This is a genomic window from Cellulomonas biazotea (genome assembly GCF_004306155.1).
Classification (GTDB): domain Bacteria; phylum Actinomycetota; class Actinomycetes; order Actinomycetales; family Cellulomonadaceae; genus Cellulomonas; species Cellulomonas biazotea.
Genome location: NZ_BIMR01000023.1, coordinates 1 through 19,243, shown reverse-complemented (window position 1 = coordinate 19,243; position 19,243 = coordinate 1). Strand labels below are relative to the sequence as shown.

18 protein-coding genes are annotated in these 19,243 nt (G+C 74.1%); 9 read left to right on the top strand and 9 right to left on the bottom strand.

The window, feature by feature from the left end; genetic code table 11:
* Window positions 1-677: NYN domain-containing protein (locus tag CBZ_RS02545; RefSeq protein ID WP_246012979.1), on the bottom strand; the 677-nt coding region annotated here is incomplete at its 3' end.
* Between the two features lie 174 nt (window positions 678-851).
* On the opposite strand from CBZ_RS02545, the gene CBZ_RS02540 reads away from it, so the two are divergent.
* Entirely contained in the window at window positions 852-2,435 is a 1,584-nt protein-coding gene (locus tag CBZ_RS02540; RefSeq protein ID WP_130780038.1) for a hypothetical protein, read from the top strand.
* 23 nt (window positions 2,436-2,458) lie between these two features.
* Here CBZ_RS02540 and CBZ_RS02535 read toward each other — a convergent pair whose 3' ends face one another.
* The gene (locus tag CBZ_RS02535; RefSeq protein ID WP_130780037.1) at window positions 2,459-2,878 is read right to left on the bottom strand and encodes an ATP-binding protein; all 420 of its coding nucleotides are present in this window, start codon (window positions 2,876-2,878) and stop codon (window positions 2,459-2,461) included.
* A 241-nt stretch (window positions 2,879-3,119) separates the two neighbouring features.
* Between CBZ_RS02535 and CBZ_RS02530 the strand changes: the two genes are divergently transcribed.
* The 5 genes from CBZ_RS02530 (at window position 3,120) to CBZ_RS02510 (ending at window position 9,426) form a co-directional block, all read left to right on the top strand.
* A complete protein-coding gene (locus CBZ_RS02530; RefSeq protein ID WP_246012981.1) occupies window positions 3,120-4,202 on the top strand; it encodes a VIT1/CCC1 transporter family protein in 1,083 nt (360 codons plus the stop codon).
* A gap of 114 nt (window positions 4,203-4,316) precedes the next feature.
* On the top strand, window positions 4,317-5,174 hold the full coding sequence (locus CBZ_RS02525) for an ABC transporter ATP-binding protein (protein WP_373862133.1): 858 nt from the start codon (window positions 4,317-4,319) through the stop codon (window positions 5,172-5,174).
* A gap of 79 nt (window positions 5,175-5,253) precedes the next feature.
* Window positions 5,254-6,258, top strand: a complete 1,005-nt coding sequence (locus CBZ_RS02520; RefSeq protein WP_130780035.1) for an ABC transporter substrate-binding protein — start codon at window positions 5,254-5,256, stop codon at window positions 6,256-6,258.
* On the top strand, window positions 6,255-8,381 hold the full coding sequence (locus CBZ_RS02515) for an iron ABC transporter permease (protein ID WP_130780034.1): 2,127 nt from the start codon (window positions 6,255-6,257) through the stop codon (window positions 8,379-8,381). Before CBZ_RS02520 ends, CBZ_RS02515 begins: the two co-directional genes overlap by 4 nt.
* 79 nt (window positions 8,382-8,460) lie before the next feature.
* Entirely contained in the window at window positions 8,461-9,426 is a 966-nt protein-coding gene (locus CBZ_RS02510; RefSeq protein ID WP_130780033.1) for a siderophore-interacting protein, read from the top strand.
* Between the two features lie 136 nt (window positions 9,427-9,562).
* Here CBZ_RS02510 and CBZ_RS02505 read toward each other — a convergent pair whose 3' ends face one another.
* Window positions 9,563-10,039 (bottom strand): MarR family winged helix-turn-helix transcriptional regulator, encoded by a 477-nt coding sequence (locus tag CBZ_RS02505; RefSeq protein WP_130780032.1) that lies wholly within the window; start codon window positions 10,037-10,039, stop codon window positions 9,563-9,565.
* 77 nt (window positions 10,040-10,116) lie between these two features.
* Here CBZ_RS02505 and CBZ_RS02500 point away from each other — a divergent pair, with 77 nt between their 5' ends.
* A complete protein-coding gene (locus CBZ_RS02500) occupies window positions 10,117-11,268 on the top strand; it encodes an FAD-dependent monooxygenase (RefSeq protein WP_130780031.1) in 1,152 nt (383 codons plus the stop codon).
* Between the two features lie 37 nt (window positions 11,269-11,305).
* Here the strand turns inward: CBZ_RS02500 and CBZ_RS02495 are convergent, their stop codons facing one another.
* From CBZ_RS02495 to CBZ_RS02470, 6 genes are all read right to left on the bottom strand, one after another.
* Window positions 11,306-11,698 carry a hypothetical protein gene (locus tag CBZ_RS02495; RefSeq protein WP_246012978.1) on the bottom strand — a complete coding sequence of 131 codons (393 nt, stop codon included), beginning with the start codon at window positions 11,696-11,698 and terminating at the stop codon, window positions 11,306-11,308.
* Between the two features lie 20 nt (window positions 11,699-11,718).
* Window positions 11,719-13,440, bottom strand: a complete 1,722-nt coding sequence (locus CBZ_RS02490; protein ID WP_130780029.1) for a GMC family oxidoreductase — start codon at window positions 13,438-13,440, stop codon at window positions 11,719-11,721.
* A gap of 117 nt (window positions 13,441-13,557) precedes the next feature.
* Complete coding sequence (locus CBZ_RS02485; protein ID WP_130780028.1) at window positions 13,558-14,787, bottom strand: type II toxin-antitoxin system HipA family toxin; 1,230 nt, start codon at window positions 14,785-14,787, stop codon at window positions 13,558-13,560.
* Complete coding sequence (locus CBZ_RS02480) at window positions 14,784-15,080, bottom strand: helix-turn-helix domain-containing protein (RefSeq protein ID WP_130780027.1); 297 nt, start codon at window positions 15,078-15,080, stop codon at window positions 14,784-14,786. The genes CBZ_RS02485 and CBZ_RS02480 overlap by 4 nt, the downstream gene beginning before the upstream one ends.
* 99 nt (window positions 15,081-15,179) lie before the next feature.
* Entirely contained in the window at window positions 15,180-15,851 is a 672-nt protein-coding gene (locus CBZ_RS02475; protein ID WP_130780026.1) for a response regulator transcription factor, read from the bottom strand.
* Window positions 15,848-17,023 carry a sensor histidine kinase gene (locus CBZ_RS02470; protein ID WP_130780025.1) on the bottom strand — a complete coding sequence of 392 codons (1,176 nt, stop codon included), beginning with the start codon at window positions 17,021-17,023 and terminating at the stop codon, window positions 15,848-15,850. The genes CBZ_RS02475 and CBZ_RS02470 overlap by 4 nt, the downstream gene beginning before the upstream one ends.
* Before the next feature lie 180 nt (window positions 17,024-17,203).
* Between CBZ_RS02470 and CBZ_RS02465 the strand changes: the two genes are divergently transcribed.
* Window positions 17,204-17,899, top strand: a complete 696-nt coding sequence (locus CBZ_RS02465; RefSeq protein ID WP_130780024.1) for an ABC transporter ATP-binding protein — start codon at window positions 17,204-17,206, stop codon at window positions 17,897-17,899.
* A complete protein-coding gene (locus CBZ_RS02460) occupies window positions 17,896-19,200 on the top strand; it encodes an ABC transporter permease (protein ID WP_130780023.1) in 1,305 nt (434 codons plus the stop codon). The genes CBZ_RS02465 and CBZ_RS02460 overlap by 4 nt, the downstream gene beginning before the upstream one ends.
* The last annotated feature ends 43 nt before the right edge of the window (window positions 19,201-19,243 follow it).

The window sequence follows — 19,243 nt, the reverse complement described above, 5'->3', positions numbered from 1 at the left end:
CCCGCGCCTCGGCCGCGCCCTGCCCCGGCCACCGGCGCGGTGGACCCGGCGGGTGCCGCCACCGCGGGCGGCTCGGCGACGTCGTCCTCGTCCGCGTCGTCCGTCGCCGACGCGTCGAGCAGGTCGTCGTAGTCGGAGAACTCGTCGCACGCCGCCATGAGCGCACGGCTCGTCGCGCCGGCGACGCCGATCCCGACGACGTACCGGCCGAGGCGCTTGGCGCGCTGCGCGAGGGCGATGTAGTCCGAGTCACCCGCGACGACGACGACGTGCGTGACGTCGGGCAGGCGGAACAGGTCCTCGACGACGTCGACGGACAGCCGGATGTCGGCGCCGTTCTTCACGCCCGCGGTCACGGGGAACAGCTGCGTGAGGTCGACGGCCCGGTCGACGAGCTGCCGCTGGTACCCGGCGTTGGCGGGCACGGACCAGTCGGCGTAGGCGCGGCTGACGACGACGGGCCCGAACGACGAGGCGTAGTCGAGGATCGCGCCGACGTCGACGCGTGCCTGCGCGAGCCGCTGTGCGACGGGGTCGTCGGACGTGGCGTCCATGCGGCGCGTGCGGGCGCTGTCGCGGGCCCAGTCGCCTCGCCGGAACGTCTGGTCGTACCGGGAGATGACGATGTTGTCGAAGTCGATGTAGACGGCGACGCGGGCGGTGGTGGGCTCCGGCATGCGCCCATCCTGACGGTCCGGGGGCCGTGGGACGACCCGGTCGACAGCGGTCCGGGCCGGTGCGACGCTGGTACGGGCGCAGCGGGGGGCTCGGCCGACGGGTCGGGGCGCTGCCCGAGGGGGTGGTCGGGTGCGTGGCGCGACCACGGCCGTGGGGACCCGGGACGGAGCCGCATGAGCACGCCCGGCGACGGACCGCGCGAGGACGGCGTGCTGGACCCGCGCTTCGTCGGGGTCTCGCTGGCGTTCGGGTCGGTCGACGACCTGCGCGAGGCGAGACGGACGTTCACCGACGGCACGGGTGCGGGCCCGGGCGGCGACGACCTGCGCTCGATCGTGCGGCGCTCGACGCCCGAGCACGCGGTCCGGCACTTCCACGACTTCCTCGTCAGCCCGTACAGCCACCGCGTCTTCCGGCTGCGGCTGCAGGCCCTCGCCGACGGGGCGCAGCTCTTCCCCCTCGCGCGGGAGGTGCCGGGCACGTGCCTGCCGACGCCGCTGGTGACGTGGCTCGCGACCGCGCACGACGAGCGGGAGCGGGTGCTCGCGGGCTGGCGTGCGGACCTCGGCGTCGACGCGGTCCCGCCGCCGCTGCCGGTGCGGACGCGCGCGCAGGTCGTCGACAGCACGCTCGCCGCGCGGCACGGTGCGACGCCGGTGGGGCACCTCGGCGCCGACAAGCAGTTCGCGCTGTTCGCGGAGTCCACGGCGATGGCGTACGCGCGCCTGGAGCAGCTCGTCGTGGGGTTCGGCCCGTTCGCGGCGACGACCAGCCCGACGCTGGTGCACGAGGTGTCGGCCCTCTCGACGCAGCTCGCGGCGATCCACCGCGGCCAGGGCGTCGCGCAGATGCTGGCGTTCGCGGGCTTCCTGCTCGACTCGGACCTGCCGCACGCGCGGGCGTGGCAGCGTCTGCTGCCGGTCGGCTCGATGCTGGGCGGCCCGCAGGGCACCGTCGAGTCCGTCGGGCTGCCGCGGGTCGTGGTGCGCATGCAGCAGCTCGCGCTGTGGTGCCTGCTCGGCAGCTACGACCTGGAGGGTCCGACGTCGTGCCCGTCGGTCCGGCTGGAGCACCTGGTGTCCGAGGTGGTCGACGACCCGTCGGACCCGGGCTGGGTCGACGCGAGCGACGGCGACCGTGACCCGTCCGCGGCGTGGGACTACTGGGACGAGCGCGCGGGGGTCACCCCGTGGCGGCACGCCCTGACGGACCTGCTGGACCGGGCGGACCGCGGCGTAGACCAGTACCGGCTGGTCGCTGCGTCCTTCGGCGGGGACGCGGCCGTCCCCGACCTGGTCGCGGAGGTGCTGGACGACGTCCGGGCGCAGCAGCGGCAGGTCGTCGGAGTGCTGCTCGCGGACCCGGCGGCGCTCGCGGACCCGTTCCGGTACGTGCGGCTCGACCCGGACGTGCTGCCGGCGCCCGCGGTGCGGCTGGAGGTCGCCGGAGACGCTGTGCCGGCGGGCGACGCAGGTCCCGGGGGCCGGGTGCTGACGCGCCGGGACGTGCACGGCGAGGACGTCGTCCGGGGGGTGGCGTTCCCGCTGCGACCCGGTCCGGAGGCGGACGCCCGCCTCGACCGGGCGCTGCGGCTCGAGCGCCTGGGCGAGCGGTGCGACCTGGTGTTCTCCGACCGTGGCGTGCCGGACCACGTCGCGGCGTCGGCCGGTCCCGAGGTCGCCGACCTCACGGGCAAGTCGCCGCTGCCGATCCCGGCCGCGACCGCGACCTCAGGCGCCGGGACCGGCCTCGGCTGACGCTCGCTGACCGTCGCCGACGGTCACGGTTCGCGGACGAACCGCGCGAGGTCGGCCGGCACGTGGTCGTGCCGCAGCTCGAACCACACGGCCTTGACGGCGACGCCGTCCTCCTCGACCGCGGTGCCCCAGCTCGACGACAGGCGGTCGATGAACATGACGCCGCGGCCGCCGAGCGCGGTCGGCGGCGGGTTGCGCAGCACCGGCTCCTCGCGGGCGCCGTCGGTGACCTCGATGCGGGTCCGGACGTCGTCGACGTCGACGCGCAGGACGACGGGCGGGTCGGCGTGGGCGACGGCGTTGGTGACCAGCTCGCTGACCAGCAGCACGAGGACCTCGAGCCGGGACGGCTCGACGCCGGCCTCGACGAGCCGCTCGCGCGCCCAACGCCGCGCGGGGGCGACCGCGGAGAGGGCGGGTGCGACGGACGTCTCGGCACGCATTCGGGGCCTCCTGCCGGACCTCGTCGGGGTGGTCCGATTCTGGCGGACCACGCCACGGTCATGCACATCCGACGATTCGGCAACTCGAACTCGGCCCTCGGGACGGACCGGCGCCGTCGTGCGTGTGAGCATGGTCGCCGTGCAGACATCGACGGGCCCCGCCGACGACGCCCCGGGCGACCGGTCGGCGGCTGCGCCGGGCGGCCCGTCGCGGCGGCAGGTCCGCAGGTGGCGGCAGTACCTGGCCGACGAGCGCGCGGAGGCGGCGGCCTACCGGGACCTCGCGTCGCGTCGTACGGGCGAGGAGCGGGCGATCCTGCTGGCGCTCGCGGAGGCGGAGCGGCGGCACGAGCAGCACTGGCTGGACCTGCTGGGCGACGACGTGGGGCGCCCGGTGCGGGGCGACGTCCGCACGCGCGTGCTGGGGTGGCTGGCCCGACGGTTCGGGTCGGTGTTCGTGCTGGCGCTCGCGCAGCGCGCGGAGGCCCGCGGCGAGTACGTGGACGAGGTCGACGCGACGCCGCGGATGGCGGCCGACGAGCGCATCCACGAGGAGGTCGTGCGCGGCCTGGCGACGCGGGGCCGCAACCGCATGTCGGGGACGTTCCGCGCGGCGGTGTTCGGGGCGAACGACGGCCTGGTGAGCAACCTGGCGCTGGTGCTGGGCATCGGCGCGAGCGGTGCGTCGCAGGCCACGGTCCTGCTGACAGGGCTCGCGGGGCTGCTCGCGGGTGCGCTGTCGATGGGGGCCGGCGAGTACGTGTCGGTGCGCTCGCAGCGCGAGCTGCTGGAGGCGTCGCGGCCCGGTCCGGCGGCGGCGGCGGCCCTGCCGCACCTGGACGTCGACGCGAACGAGCTCGCGCTGGTCTACCGGGCGCGGGGGCTGGAGGCCGACGAGGCGCAGGCGCGCGCGACGGCCGTGCTGGCGTCGTTCGGTCCCGGTGGCGTCGGGACCGGGACGTCGTCGGCGGCGCGGCAGGCGCTCGCGGTCGCGGCGGGCGAGGGCGACGAAGACGCGGTCGTCGAGGTCGACGAGCACGAGACGGTCGGCACGGCGTGGGGCGCGGCGCTGGCGAGCTTCTGCTTCTTCTCGTCGGGCGCGGCGATCCCCGTGCTGCCGTACCTGCTGGGTGCGGACGGGCTGGTCGCGGTCGCGTGGGCGGCGGCGCTCGTCGGGCTCGCGCTGCTGGGCACGGGTGCGACGGTCGGGGTGCTGTCGGGGGCGTCGCCGGGCAAGCGGGCGCTGCGGCAGCTCGCGATCGGGTACGGGGCTGCGGCGGTGACGTACGGGCTGGGGCTCGCGTTCGGGACGACCGTGGCCTGACCTGCGACGACGCGGGGTCCTCGCGGCGCGGGCGGGTCCGGGCGCTGGTCGTCGGCAGCTCACGGGATGAGCCAGGTTTGCCAACCCTTAGTTAGTGCAGGCTAACCTGCGCATGTGTCCCCGACGCCCTCGTCCGACGACAGCACCGCGCAGCCGGCCCCGCCCGCGCTCCGCGGCGCCGACCTCCGCCTGGCCTACCACGGCACGGTCGTGGTCGACAGCGCGGGCCTGCGGCTCCTGCCCGGCCAGGTCACCGCGCTCATCGGCCCCAACGGCTCCGGCAAGTCGACGCTCCTGCGCGCGCTCGCCCGGCTGCACAAGCCCGAGCACGGCACCGTCGCGCTGCCCGACGTGGACGACGTCCGCACGCTGTCCGCCCCCGAGTTCGCGCGGCGCGTGACGCTCCTGTCGCAGTCCCGGCCCACCCCGTCCGGTGTCGCCGTGCGCGACGTCGTCGGCTACGGGCGGCACCCCTACCGCGGCCGCTGGCGCCAGGACGACCCCGACGGCCCCCGCGCCGTCGCGTGGGCCATGGACGTCACGGGCACCACGGGCATGGCGGCACGGCCCGTCGACGAGCTGTCGGGCGGCGAGCTCCAGCGCGTCTGGCTCGCGACCTGCCTCGCGCAGGACACGCGCGTCCTGCTGCTCGACGAGCCCACGACGTACCTCGACCTGCGCTACCAGGTGGAGATCCTCGACCTGGTCCGCGACCTCGCCGACGAGCACGGCGTCGCCGTGGGCGTCGTGCTGCACGACCTCGACCAGGCCGCGGCCGTCGCCGACCACGTGGTGCTGCTGCGCCGCGGGGACGTCGTCGGCGCGGGCCTGCCGCACGAGGTGCTCACCGCCGACGCGCTCACCGAGACGTACGGCATCCGCATCGACGTGACCGTCGACGAGCACGGCCGCGTGCACACGCGACCCGTCGGCCGGCACTCGCACCGCGAGCGGACGCTCGCGACCGTCTGACCCCCGAACCGCACCGCCCCGCAGCACCGCCGTCAGCTCCGCCCCCGCGGAGCGCACCACCACACCCCAGAGGACACCCATGCGAACCCTGCGCGCCCTGCCCGTCGCCGTCGTGACGGGCACCGTCGCCGCCCTGCTGCTGTCCGCGTGCGGCACGACCGAGGAGGCCGGCGCCGCCGAGCCCACCGGCTCGGCCGACACCGCGGCCGGCGGCCCCGTCACCATCACCGACGACCGCGGCGAGGAGGTCACGCTCGACGCCCCCGCGACGGACGTCGTCTCCCTCGAGTGGGGCCTCACGGAGAACCTGCTGACGCTCGGCGTCACGCCCGTCGGCCAGGCCGACGTCAAGGGCTACAACGTGTGGGCCACGGCCGAGCCGCTCGACGCGTCCGTGCCGGACGTCGGCATGCGTGGTGAGCCGAGCCTCGACGCGATCGCCGCGCTCGACGCGGACCTGGTCGTCACCACGACCGACCTCCCGGAGGAGGTCATCGCGCAGCTCGAGGAGCAGGTCCCCGTCATCGCGCTGCGCGGCTCCGACGCGAGCGACCCGATCGGCCACATGCGCCGCACCGTCGAGGTCCTCGGCGAGGCGACCGGCACGACCGAGGCCGGCGAGCAGGCGCTCGCCGACTTCGACGCGAAGGTCGACGAGGCGAAGGCCGCGCTCGACGAGGCCGGCCTGGCCGGCGCGTCGTACACGATGGCCGACGGCTGGCTGTCGGACGGCGCCGTGTCGATCCGCATGTACACCGAGGGCTCGTACCTGGGCGGCATCGCGGGCCTGCTCGGCCTGAAGAACGCCTGGACCGGCGAGGGCGACCCCGACTACGGCCTGGGCAGCACCGACGTCGAGGGCCTGACGGCGCTCGGCGAGGGCGTGCACTTCCTCTACGTCGCGAACGACACCGACGGCGGCGACGCGTTCACCGAGGGTCTCGCGGGCAACGCGATCTGGGAGCAGCTCCCGTTCGTCGCCGCGGGTGACGTGCACCGCCTGCCCGACGGCATCTGGATGTTCGGCGGTCCTGCCTCGGGCGAGGCGTGGATCGACGCGACGGTCGCCGCGCTCACCAAGTGAGCCTCGGCCTCGACGAGCAGGTCGACGCCCCCGCGGGCGCGCGGCCGGGCGGTGCGACGACGGCTGCGGCCGCCGTCCGCCGCCCGGCGGACCGCGTGCTGCTCACGGCGGTGTTCGTCCTGGCGACCGTCCTGGTCGCCGTGCTGGCGGTCGTCGACCTGACCCTGGGCACGTCCCAGGTCGGTCTGCGCGACCTGCTGGGCCTCATCGGCGGCGGCGGTGACGACCAGACCCTCGCGGTCCTGGTCGCGTCGCGCGCGCCGCGGGTGCTGGCCGGCCTGCTCGTCGGGGCTGCGCTCGGGGTGTCGGGCGGTGCGCTGCAGTCGGTGGCGCGCAACCCGCTCGCCTCGCCCGACACGCTCGCGGTCAACGCGGGCGCGTACGTGACGGTCGTCCTGGCGGCCGTCCTCGGCATCTCGCTGCCGTTCGTGCTGAGCGGCACCCTGACGTTCCTCGGCGGTCTCGCGGCCGCCACGTTCGTGCTGGCCATCGCACGCGGCGGTGCGGCCGGGCCGTCGCGGCTCGTGCTCGCGGGGTCCGCGACGATGCTCGCGCTGTCGTCCGTGACGTACCTGCTGATGATCCTGTTCGCGCAGGAGACGCAGGGCATGTTCGCGTGGGGCGAGGGCACGATCGTCCAGTCCGGGTCGCAGAAGGTCAGCCAGGCCGCACCCGTCGTCCTCGTCGCGCTCGTCGTGACCGTCTGGTGGGCGCGTCGTCTCGACGTGCTGGCCCTCGGCGACGACACCGCGTCCGTGCTGGGGCTCGACGTCCGCCGCACGCGCCTCGTCACCGTCCTGCTCGCGGTCCTGCTCGCCGCGCTGGCCGTGACGGTCGCCGGGCCCGTCGGCTTCGTCGGCCTGTCGGCGCCCGTCATCGCCCGCCTCGTCGCCGCACGTGTGCCCGGGCTGTACCGGCACCGGCTGCTGCTGCCGTTCGCGGCGCTCGCGGGCTGCGCCGTGGTCCTCGCCGCCGACGTCCTCATCCGCCTCGCGATCCCCGCCGAGTCGGGCGTGATGATCCCGACCGGGGTCGTCACGACGCTGCTCGGTGCGTCGCTCATGGTGTGGCTCGCGCGGAGGCTGCGCGCGTCCGGCCCGGTCCGCGCGACCGCGTCCGTCGGGGCGCGCGCGGCGTCGCGGCGTCGCGTCGGGATCGTCGTCGGGGTCCTCGCGGTCCTCGCCGTCACGCTGCTCGTCGCGGGCACGCTGCTCGGCGACCGGCTGCTGCTGCTCGGCGACGTCACGAACTGGCTCGCGGGCGTGAGCGGCAAGCAGGTGAGCTTCGTGCTCGACCAGCGCATGCCCCGCGTCCTGGCAGCCCTGCTCGCCGGGGCCGCGCTGGGCCTCGCGGGCACGTCCGTGCAGGCCGTCGCCCGCAACCCGCTCGCCGAGCCCGGGCTGCTCGGCATCACCGCCGGGGCCGGCGTCGGCGCGGTCCTCGCGCTCGTCCTGCTGCCCGGCGCGACGATCTGGGTCGTGTCCGCCGGTGCCGTCCTCGGCGCCCTGCTGACGTTCGGCCTGGTCTACGGGCTGTCGTCGCGGCGCGGCCTGTCGTCCGACCGGCTCGTCCTCGTCGGCATCGGGGTGTCGGCCGCGGCGTCCGCGGTCATCACGCTCCTCGTCGTCCTGACGAACCCGTGGAACACGACGATGGCCCTGACGTTCCTGTCGGGCTCCACGTACGGCCGGACGATGGCGCAGGTGTGGCCCGTCATGGTCGCGCTCGTCGTCCTCGTGCCGCTGCTCGTGCGGTGGCGGCGCGACCTCGACGTCATCGCCCTCGACGACGACCTGCCGCGCGTCCTCGGCGTCCCGCTCGAGCGCACCCGGTTCGGGCTGCTGCTCGTCACGGCCCTGCTCACCGCGTCGGCCGTGTCCGCCGTCGGTGTCGTTGGGTTCGTCGGGCTCGTCGCCCCGCACCTGGCGCGCGCGCTCGTCGGGTCGTCGCACACGCGCGTCGTGCCCGTCGCGGCGCTGCTCGGCGCCGTCATCCTGAGCCTGGCCGACACGGTCGGCCGCACCGTCATCGCGCCCGTCCAGATCCCCGCCGGGCTGGTCACGGCGCTCATCGGAGCCCCGTACTTCGTGTGGCTGCTGTGGCGCTCGCGCCGCTCTGCCTGACCGCGGTCGCGGTGCCCAGGTGTCCGTGTGACGAACACCTGGGTTTAGGCAAGGCTCACCTTCACGTAGGCTGCTCGACGTGACGACGACCACGACGACGCCCGCACCCGTCGCCGCGACGCAGGCCCTGCCGTTCCGCATGTTCGCGGTCCAGGTCGCCGACGTGCAGCGCCTGTGCCCGAGCGTCCTGCGGATCACCTTCACCGGGGACGACCTCGACCGGTTCGCGGACAACGGCTTCGACCAGCGCATCAAGTTCTTCCTGCCGCTGCACGACGCCGGCTACGACGAGCTGCTCTCCCTCGACGGGTCCGCCGACTGGTACGGCCGCTGGCGCGCCCTTCCCGACGAGCGCCGCCACCCCGTCCGCACGTACACCGCGCGCGCCGTCCGCCAGCACCACCGCGAGCTCGACGTCGACGTCGTCCTGCACGGCGACCTCGGCCCCGCCTCCCGCTGGGCGGGCTCCGCCGTCCCCGGCGACGAGCTCGTCATCCTCGGCCCCAACGCCGACGCCGTCGGCCCGCACGGCGGCGTCGACTTCGTGCCCCCGGCCCACGCCGACCGCCTGCTCATCGCCGGCGACGAGACGGCCCTGCCCGCCATCGCCGGCATCCTCGAGCGGCTCCCCGCCGACGCGCGCGGCGAGGCCCTCATCGAGATGCCGCACCCCGAGGACCGCCTCGACCTGGTCGCCCCCGAGGGCGTGACCGTCCGCTGGTACGGCCGCGGCGACCGCCCGCACGGCTCCCTGCTCGTCCCCGCCGTCCAGGCCGCGTGCGCCCGCATGCTGCCCGGCCAGGCGCCCGCCGCCGACGTCGAGCTCGAGGACGTCGACATCGAGAACGGCCTCCTGTGGGAGGTGCCCGTCGACTACACGACCGGCGCACCCCTGCGGGAGTCCGCCGCGATGTACGCGTGGCTCGCCGGCGAGGCGTCCGTCATCAAGAGCCTGCGCCGCCACCTGGTGAGCGAGTGCGGCGTCGACCGCAAGGCCGTCGCGTTCATGGGGTACTGGCGCGAGGGGCGCTGCGAGACGAACTGACACCGCTGCCGATGAGGGGGCCGACCTCCGGAGGGCGCCCTCGTCGGGTGGGTCCTGGTGCCCGACGGTGGTCAGGCGAGGGTGTCGACCGGGACGTCATCCGCGGTCGGGGTCCGACCGGCGCGCGTGACGTCGGTCATCGGGCGCCCCGCAGGTGCTCGATCTGCTCGCGGTTGATCTCGCTGGCGCGCGTGAAGAGCTCGATGGCGAGCTCGATGTGCTCGTCGGGCAGCGTGTCCAGGTACTCCGCCCAGCGGGCTCCGACGCGGCCGTAGATCGGGCCGACCTCCTGCAGGACCTTGTCCACGTCGGCGGTGACGATGACGCGGCGCCGGTCGGCCTGGTCCCGCTGGCGGGACACGTACCCGGCCTTCTCCAGGCGGTCGATGACCGCGGTGATCGCCCCTCCCGCGCTGAGGCCGGTGCGTTCGGCAAGCTCGCCCGGGGTCGCGGGGCCCTGGCTCATGAGGAGGCTCACGGCCTGCAGGTCGGTGCTGTTGAGCCCTCCGGTGCGCGCGACCGCGTCCTGGAACAGCACGGCGTTGGCCATGAAGTCGCGCATGACGTCGGCCATGCGCGCGATCGACTGCTCGCGCGTTGACAGGGTTCCCATCCGCGACCTACTCTCTCGAATTGCGAGAGACTCCACGAACGAGAGTCTCGCTCATCCACGCTAGCAAGGGGGAGACCATGCCCGCAGCACTCGTCGTCGGAGGCGGCGTCGCCGGCCCGGCGGTCGCACAGCTCCTGGCCCGCGACGGCTGGGACGTGCAGGTCGTCGAGGCGCACGCGCAGCCCGACCCGTACGCCGGGCTGTTCCTCAACGTCGCCACCAACGGCCTGGCCGTCCTCCAGACGCTCGGCCTGCGCGAGCGGCTCCTGGCCGACGGCCACCGGGCCGGCCGGATGGTGATGTGGAGCCGGACCGGCAAGGAGCTGGGCGTCGTGCCCAACGGGCCCGCACGGGAGCCGGAGCGAGGGAGCGTCGTCGTCCGGCGCAGCTGGTTGCACCAGGTGCTGCAGGAGGGGTCCGACGCGGCCGGCATCCGCACCACGCTCGGCGCGCGCCTGGTGGGGATCGACCAGGACGACGACGGGGTGCGCGCCACGTTCGCGGACGGGACGACTGCCCGGGCCGACCTCCTCGTCGGCGCGGACGGCATCGGCTCCCCGACCCGGCGGTACATCGACCCGGCCGCTCCCGAGCCCACCTACAGCGGGCTGGTCGGCGTCGGCGGGTTCGCCCGCGTGCCCGGCCTGGCCCCGACGCCCGAGACCCAGCACTTCGTGTTCGGGGCGCGCTCGTTCTTCGGCTACCTGGTGCGCACCGACGGCACCGTCTACTGGTTCGCCAACATCACCGCCCCCGACCGGCACGCGTCGGTCACCCTCGACGACCTGCGCGACCTGCACGCCGACGACCCGCACCCGGTGCCCGACATCCTGCGGGCGACGACCGAGGAGCTGCGCCCGTACCCGATCGACGACCTCGTCGGGGTGCGGCGCTGGAGCCGGGGGCGCGTCGTCGCGGTGGGCGACGCGGTGCACGCGACCAGCCCGAGCGCCGGCCAGGGCGCGTCGCTCGCCCTCGAGGACGCGGCGGTCCTCGCCCGGTGCCTGCGTGACGAGGCCGACCACACCGCCGCGTTCGCCCGCTACCAGGAGCTGCGCCAGCCGCGCGCCGAGGCGGTCGTGCGGTACGCCCGCGCGATCAACGCCCAGAAGCGGGTCACCCGGAGCCGTCTCGGGGTGGCCGTCCGGGACGCGATGATGCCGCTGTTCCTGCGCCGGGCCGCGGACGACACCCGCAACGACTGGCTCTACGAGCACGCGGTCGACTGACGTCCTGGCCGCTCGGCGCCCTGCACCGACGGCGGCGTCACGCCAGCAGACGTCGGACCCCCGCCCGGCACAGCATCAGGACGACGATCAGGGCCGTGACCGCCCAGAACCCGCCCAGGCTCACGCGGTCGCCGAACAGGACGTCGACCAGGTAGAGCACCACGAGCTTGGACCCGGGGAGCAGCAGCAGGAGGCTGAGCGCCGACACCGTCCGGCGCGCGGTCGTCTGCGCGGCCCGCAGGTGCGCGAGGGTGCGCTTCTTGAGCCACGTGACGCCCTCGAGGACGAGCTTGAGCAGCAGCGCGGTCAGCAGCGACAGCGTGAACGTCTCGCTGATCACCGCGGGCACGAGCTGGATCGCCAGGTTGAGCACGACGACGTAGACGAAGACGTCGACGACGTGCACGGGGTCGAGGCGCGAACGCGTCACGAGGTCCTCCTCCGGGCCGGTCATGAGGTGCGGCGCAGGACCGTCAGCCGGAGCGCCCCACGCGCCCCGGCCGGGACGGCGGGCGTGCGAGGCGCCACCGGCGCGACCCGCACGTACGCCTCGCCCACGGCCGGGCGCGGGTCCGGGTCGCCCGCGTTCGGCCACAGCGCGCACGCTCGTTCCGCCTGGGCGGTGATCGTGAGGGAGGGGTTGACGCCGAGGTTCGCGGAGATCGTCGAGCCGTCGAGGACGTGCAGGCCGTCGTAGCCGAAGACCCGGTGGTAGGGGTCGACGACGCCGTCCGCGGCGCTCGTGCCGATCGTGCAGCCGCCGATGAAGTGCGCGGTCATCGGCACGTCGACGACCTCCCCGAGGCTGCTGAACGCCCCGCCGCCGACGTGCGCGGCCATCCGGCGGTAGGCGGCGTTCGCCTGCGGGACCCACGTCGGGTTCGGCTCGCCGTCGCCGGGCCTGGACGTCAGGCGCCAGCGGCGCAGCAGGGTGCGGCGGGGTGCGACGGTGATCGACGAGTCGCCGGTCTGCATGACGAGCCCGATGACGGTGCGCTGCGACCACGACCCGATGCCGGTGAGGACGGTCGCGGCGCTCACCGGGTGCCGCAGCACCTGACCGAGCCAGCGCACGGGTCGGGGGACGCGACCACCCCCGTCGGTCAGCACCGTGGCGAGCAGGCCCATGAGGTTCGACCCGCGCCCGTACCGGACGGGCTCCAGGTGGGTGCGCTCGTCGAGCCAGACCGACGACGTGATCGCGACGCCGCTGTTCAGGGGCTCGCGCCGCCTGCTCCCGCGGACGCGTCGGGCCGCGCCGCCGAGCGACTCCGAGTTGGTGCGGGTGAGGGCCCCGAGGCGGTCGGACAGCCGGGGCAGGGTCCCGTCGGCCTTGAGCCGGTGCAGCAGCGACTGGGTTCCCCAGGCACCGGCGGCGACGACGACCTGGTCGGCGACGAGCCGCCCGCGCGGCCCGCGTCGTCCGGTCGGGACCGTCGCGACGGACCAGCGGCCGTCGCCGAGCGGCGACAGCGACGTGACCGTCGTGTCCGGCACGACGCGCGCGCCGGCGCGCTCGGCGAGCCACAGGTAGTTCGTCTCGAGCGTGTTCTTCGCGCCGTGCCGGCAGCCCGTCATGCACTCGCCGCACTCCGTGCAGGCACGGCGCTCCGGCCCGGCACCGCCGAAGAACGGGTCAGGCACGGCCGCCCCGGGCGTCCCGAACACCACGCCCACGGGCGCGGGCCGGAACGACGACTCCACGCCGAGGTCGCGCGCCGCCGCGAGGACCACCCGGTCCGCGGGCGTGACCGTCGGGTTGTCGACCACGCCGAGCATCCGGCGCGCCTGGTCGTAGTGCGGCGCGAGCTCGTCGCGCCAGTCGGTGATGCCCGCCCACTGCGGGTCGTCCCAGAACGCGTCGGACTCCGGCTCGTACAGCGTGTTCGCGTACACGAGCGAGCCGCCGCCGACGCCCGCACCGGCGAGGACGACGACGTCGGGCAGCACGTGGATGCGCTGGATGCCGTGGCAGCCGAGCCGCGGCGCCCACAGGAACCGCCGCACGTCCCACGACGTCCGGGGCAGCGTCTCGGGCGTGAAGCGCCGCCCCGCCTCCAGGACGGTGACGCGGTACCCCTTCTCGGAGAGCCGCAGCGCGGCGACCGACCCGCCGAACCCGGACCCCACGACGACGACGTGCGGACGCGCGTCGTGCGCTGCAGACGTCATCGTCGACCTCCGGCACCGTCGCCCGGCCCTCGTCGTTCACGGACGTGGCGATGATAGGCGCGGCTGCCGGGGCGGGGTCGTGAAGACGGTCGGGGTGGCCCGGTCGAGGCGCGAGGTTCAGCCGGCCCGGGCGAGGAGCCCTCTGACGCGCGCGTGCACGGCGGCACCGACGGCGACGGGGACGTCGTCCGGCTCGCCGAGGTCCTCGACGGCGGCGAGCGTCGACTGCAGCGTGCTGGCCACGACCTCCTCGGCGGCCTGCCTGCCCAGCCCCCAGTGCACCGCCTCGGACACGAGGTGTGCCGCGGTCAGGTACGGCAGGTAGACCTGCTCGTCCACGGCGTGGCCGGCGTGCCGGTACGTCGCGGCCACCAGGAAGACGGGCGCCACGTCGTACAGCGGCGACATCGAGACGGTGGCGCCCTCGCCGATGTGGATCGAGTAGTTCTTCGAGTGGGCGTCACCGTTGCCGATCGCCGTGTTGAAGGTGACCTGCCGCAGGAGGTCGACGAGGAGCCCGGCCGGGTCGACGGCCTCGGGCGCGGCGAGCGCCGCGAAGGTCGACAGCCGACGCTCGCCGACGGCCGACTCGTACTTGTCCCGAGCGGCGAGCCCCAGCGACTGGGTGACGTCCTCCTGGTGGAGACGCCGCCCGTCGACCCGGTCGAAACGTTCGACGACCAGCGCCTGGCGGCCGTCGAACCAGGCGAGCTCGGCGTGGGCGGCGCGAAGCCCGGACGCCCGGGCCAGGCGCAGCGCCCAGTGCTCGTACCGGACGATCTCGGGGATCGGCACCTGCGGGGACACAGGTTGCGGCTTGACGAGGTGGGTGGAGATCGCCCCGTCCGACGGCCAGGCCCAGCCGTCGGGGGTGCGCGTGAGGAGCACCTTGTCCTGGACCCCGCCCAGCGAGGCGGACACCGCGAGGCCGTCGGGGACGTGGTGCGTCGGCAGGTCGCGGACGAGGGTGTCGACGTCGCCCGCGCTCAGGGGGACCAGGCCGCCCTCGCCGAGCGGTGTGTCTTCCGCGGTGAACTGGATGGCGCCGGCGCATTCGCGTCCGATGTGCGTCAGGAGCCCGAACGCGTCGCCGGGGCGTACGCCGTTCTCCCGTTCGAGCACGGCGCGCACGGCGCCCTCGGGCAGGAGGTTGTCGCAGAACCGCTCGAGCGCGTCGCCCTGGACCCGCTTGGGCGTCAGCGGCAGCGACAGGGACAGCGGTCGGGAGCCGATGCCCCAGCGCCCCAGAGCCTCCTCGGTGTACCGGAGGCGCAGCGTGCGGTTGTTGAGCTGGTGGAGGTCGGCGAGGTGCTGACCGTGCAGCCAGACCCGGAGCGTGGCGGTCACCGAGGCGGCTCGACACGCACGACGGACCCGCGGGGTACGAGGAGGAGCTCGTAGCCCGAGACGTCGACGTACGCCATGAGGGTGTCGAGCTGGGGGCTGGTGCCGCGCTCGACGCGCGACAGGTGGGGGCGGGAGGTGCCGGCCCGGGAGGCCAGGTCGTCCTGGGTGGCGCCGACGCCCTGGCGGAGGGCCTGGAGCGCCTGACCGAGCGCGAGCTTCGTCCTCGCCCGGTACCAGCGAATCTGTGGGGATTCATCTCGCTCGGCCATGGTGATGAATCCTACCAGATTCATTCTGTCGACGAGCAACCATGAATCTGTACAGATGCGTGATTCGTCGACGGTCGACCGCGGCCCCGCCGACCCGGGACGGCACCGTGCGTGATGGGCGAGCTACTGGCCCACGCCGCCTGCCCGCACGAGCCCGCTCTCGTACGCGGCGATGACCAGCTGGGCCCGGTCGTGCGCGTGGAGCTTCGTCATGATCCGCGCGACGTGCGTCTTGGCCGTGTGCGGCGAGATCACGAGGACCGCCGCGATCTGGTCGTTCGACCGGCCGGCCCCGACCTGAGCCAACACCTCGACCTCCCGTTCGGTCAGGAGCTGGAGGGACGGGGGAACCGGTCCGGGGCCGGCCACCGGGGTCACGTACCGGTCGATCAGGGCGCGGGTGGCGACCGGCGACAGCAGGGCGTCGCCGGCGTGCACCGCGTGGATCGCCTCGATGATCCGGTGCGGCTCCGATCCCTTGCCGATGAACCCGCTGGCTCCGGCGCGCAGTGCGCCGACGATGTAGCGGTCCTCCTCGAACGTCGTGAGCACCAGTACCCGGACCTCTGCCAGGTCCGGGTCGGAGCAGATGGCCCGGGTCGCGGCGATCCCGTCGGTCCCGGGCATCCGGATGTCCATGAGCACGACGTCGGGACGCCGCTCTCGTGCGAGTGTGACCGCCTCCTCCCCGTCGGCGGCCTGCCCTGCGACGGTCAGTCCGTCGGCGTGCGAGACGAGGTCGGTGATCGCCGACCGGATCAGGGTCTGGTCGTCGACCACGAGGACGCCGATCACGTCAGCTCCTTGTGGGCGAGGACGGTGGTGGGTGCCGGCCCGAGCGGCAGCTCGGCCGCCAGCTCCCACGTCCCCGCCCCGAGGCGCCCGTACCGCAGCGTGCCGCGGACCGACTCGACCCGTTCGGCCATGCCGATCAGACCCTGACGGTTGCCGAGCGCCGGGTCGGATGCTCCGGGGCGAACCGGGTTGGTGATCGTGACACGCAGCGTCCGCGGCAGAGTCTCCAGCAGGACGTGCGCTCGATCACCGGTGCCGTGCTTGTGCGCGTTGGTCAGTCCCTCCTGGACGACCCGCAACGCGGTGACGTCGATCGCCCTCGGGAGGTCGCCGGTCGGGGCGTCGTACCGCACCGTGACGTCCAGCCCGTGGGTGGCGAAGTCACGCACGACGTCGTCGAGCTGTGCCAGGCCGGTCGGCTCCGAGTCCGCGGCACCCGGGTCTCGCAGGGTCGACAGCAGGTCCCCGATCTCGGCGAGCACGGTCCGGGACGCCTGCCGGATGATCGACAGCGAGGCCTCCGCGTCGTCGGGACGCTCACGCAGGGCGGAGGAGGCGACCCCGGCGTGCAGGTTGATGACCGCGATCTGGTGCGCGACCACGTCGTGCAGGTCGCGGGCGATCCCGAGCCGGTCCTCCGCGACGCGCTGGCGCGCGACGGCCTCACGGGTCCGTTCGGCGCGCTCCGCCCGTTCGGTGATCGAGGCCAGGTGCGCGCGCTGGGCGCGGATCGCGTCGCCGATGGCCCCGCCGAGCAGGACCGCGAGGGCGTGCTGCGGGGCCGTGTCACCGGCGAGCAGCGCCGTCGCGCTCATCGCCACGGCGACGACCAACGTGGTGATCAGCCCCGCCCGGCGTGGCAGGCGCAACGTCACCGAGTACGTCGCGATGGCAGACGCGGCGGACAGGCCGGGGTTGAACAGGCCGAGGGGGACGCTCAGGACACTCAGTGCCACGAGTGCGAGGACCGTGGGCTCGGGAAGGCGCCGCCGTGCTAGGAGGACCGCGGCGACGACGAGGTTCAGCAGGACGACGTCGCGCGACCAGACGACCTCGTGCCCCTTGCCCAGCGGCGCGGCACCGGACAGCACGACGAACACCGTGACGGCGACGTCGGCGAGCCACTGCGGTGGTCGACGACGTGCGGCTGACCCGTCGGTCTGGCTCGTCATCGGTCCGGACCCCTCTCCACCGCAACCATGATGCACGTCGCTCGGCCGCTGGACGTCCCCTGGCTGGGGGATCACGGCCTACCCCTGCTGGGGTACGGGGGTGCACCTCGTGAGGGGATTCCCGCCGGGCGTGCCACGGCGACGGTGGAGTCCTTCCATCACACGGGACGAAGGACGGCGATGACAGCACCACTGTTCTCTGTGCGCGACCTGCACAAGACCTACGGGACGGGGAGCGCGGCGTTCGAGGCGCTGCGCGGCGTCGACCTCGACATCGCCGAGGGCGAGTCCCTCGCGATCGTCGGCAAGAGCGGGTCGGGCAAGTCGACCCTCATGCACCTGCTCGCCCTGCTCGACCGGCCGACGTCCGGGTCGATCACGCTCGAGGGCGCGGAGACCTCGCGCCTCGGCGAGAAGGCGCTGAACCGCATTCGGAACCGGTCGTTCGGGTTCGTGTTCCAGCAGTTCTTCCTCACGCCCTCCACGAGCGTGCTGGAGAACGTCACGCTGCCCCTGACGATCGCCGGCGTGCCGGCGCGGGAGCGCGCCCGTCGCGGCATGGCGGCGCTGGAGCAGCTCGACCTGGCCGACAAAGCCGGCAACAAGGCGAACGACCTGTCGGGCGGCCAGAAGCAGCGCGTCGTCATCAGCCGCGCGCTGATCAACCAGCCTCGGGTGATCTTCGCTGACGAGCCCACCGGGAACCTCGACTCGGCGACGGGCGCGAATGTCGAGGACATCCTCTTCGACCTCAACCGACGCCAGGGCATCACGCTCGTCCTGGTCACCCATGACGAGGACCTGGCAGCCCGGTGCGACCGCAGCATCTTCGTCCGCGACGGGCTCTTCGACCAGGACCGGAAGGTGGCGGCATGAAGGCCCAGGACATCGTGCGGAGCGCGCTGCGCAACGCCTTCCGATCCAAGCTCCGCACCACGTTGACGGTCCTGGCGATCGTCATCGGCGCGTTCACCCTCTCCCTCACCAACGGGATCGGTGCCGGGATCAACGACTTCGTGCGCAGCACCGTCGCCTCCGTCGGTGTCGACGACGTCATGACCGTGACGAGGACCGTCGAGCAGCAGACCCCGGGGAGCGGACCCGCGGAGTACGACCCCCACCAGATCGCCGGTGGCGGCGGCCCCGGCGGAGGTGGCGTCCCGGGCATGGCGGCGGTCGCGCTCACCGCGGAGGACATCGACGCGATCGAGCAGATCGACGGCATCGAGCGCATCGAGCCGGCGGAGAACGTCACGCTCGACTACGTGCAGCACGGCGACGGCACCCGGTACCAGCTCGCCCTGTCGCAGTTCGTCCCGGGCATGGAGGTCGAGCTCGCCGCGGGTGAGCAGGTCGACATGGACGCCGACGCGCCGCAGCTGGTGATCCCGGACAGCTACGTCGAGCCGCTGGGCTTCGACGACGCGGGTGACGCCGTCGGGCGGAGTGTCGTCCTGGCGTTGACCGACGGCTCGGGGACGCAGGTGACCACCACCGTCGAGATCGTGGGTGTGGCCGAGCCCGGCCTGGTGTCCGCCGCGGGCGCCATCCCGAACGGCGCCGCCGTGTCCGCGTTGTACGCGCTCCAGCAGGTGGGTGTGCCGGAGGGGCAGGGTGCGACGTACGCCTCGGCGTCCGTGTGGTTCGACGTCGACGCCGGCGAGCAGGTGACCGAGGCGCTCAAGGACCGCCTGAGCGACGCGGGGTTCACCGGCACCACGCTCGAGGACCAGCTCGGTGCGATCACGTCGGTCATCGACACGATCGTCCTGGTGCTCAACGGGTTCGCGATCATCGCGCTGCTGGCCGCGTCGATCGGGATCATCAACACGCTGTTCATGGCGGTGCAGGAGCGGACGCGCGAGGTCGGCCTCATGAAGGCGATGGGGTTGTCGAGCGCTCGGGTGTTCTCGCTGTTCAGCATCGAGGCGGTCGTGATCGGCTTCCTCGGGAGCGTGATCGGCATCCTCCTCGCGATGGGTGTCGGGCAGCTCGTGGGCGCGGCGCTCTCCGGCTCGATCCTGGCGGACCTGCCCGGCCTGACGCTGATCCTGTTCGAGCCGGCGACGGTGGCGACCGTGATCATCGGCGTGATGGCCGTCGCCTTCCTCGCGGGCACGCTCCCGGCGCTGCGCGCGGCGAAGCAGGACCCCATCTCGTCGCTGCGCTACGAGTAGCGGGGCGGAGGAGCGGGGCTGGTCGCGACCGTGCGACCAGCCC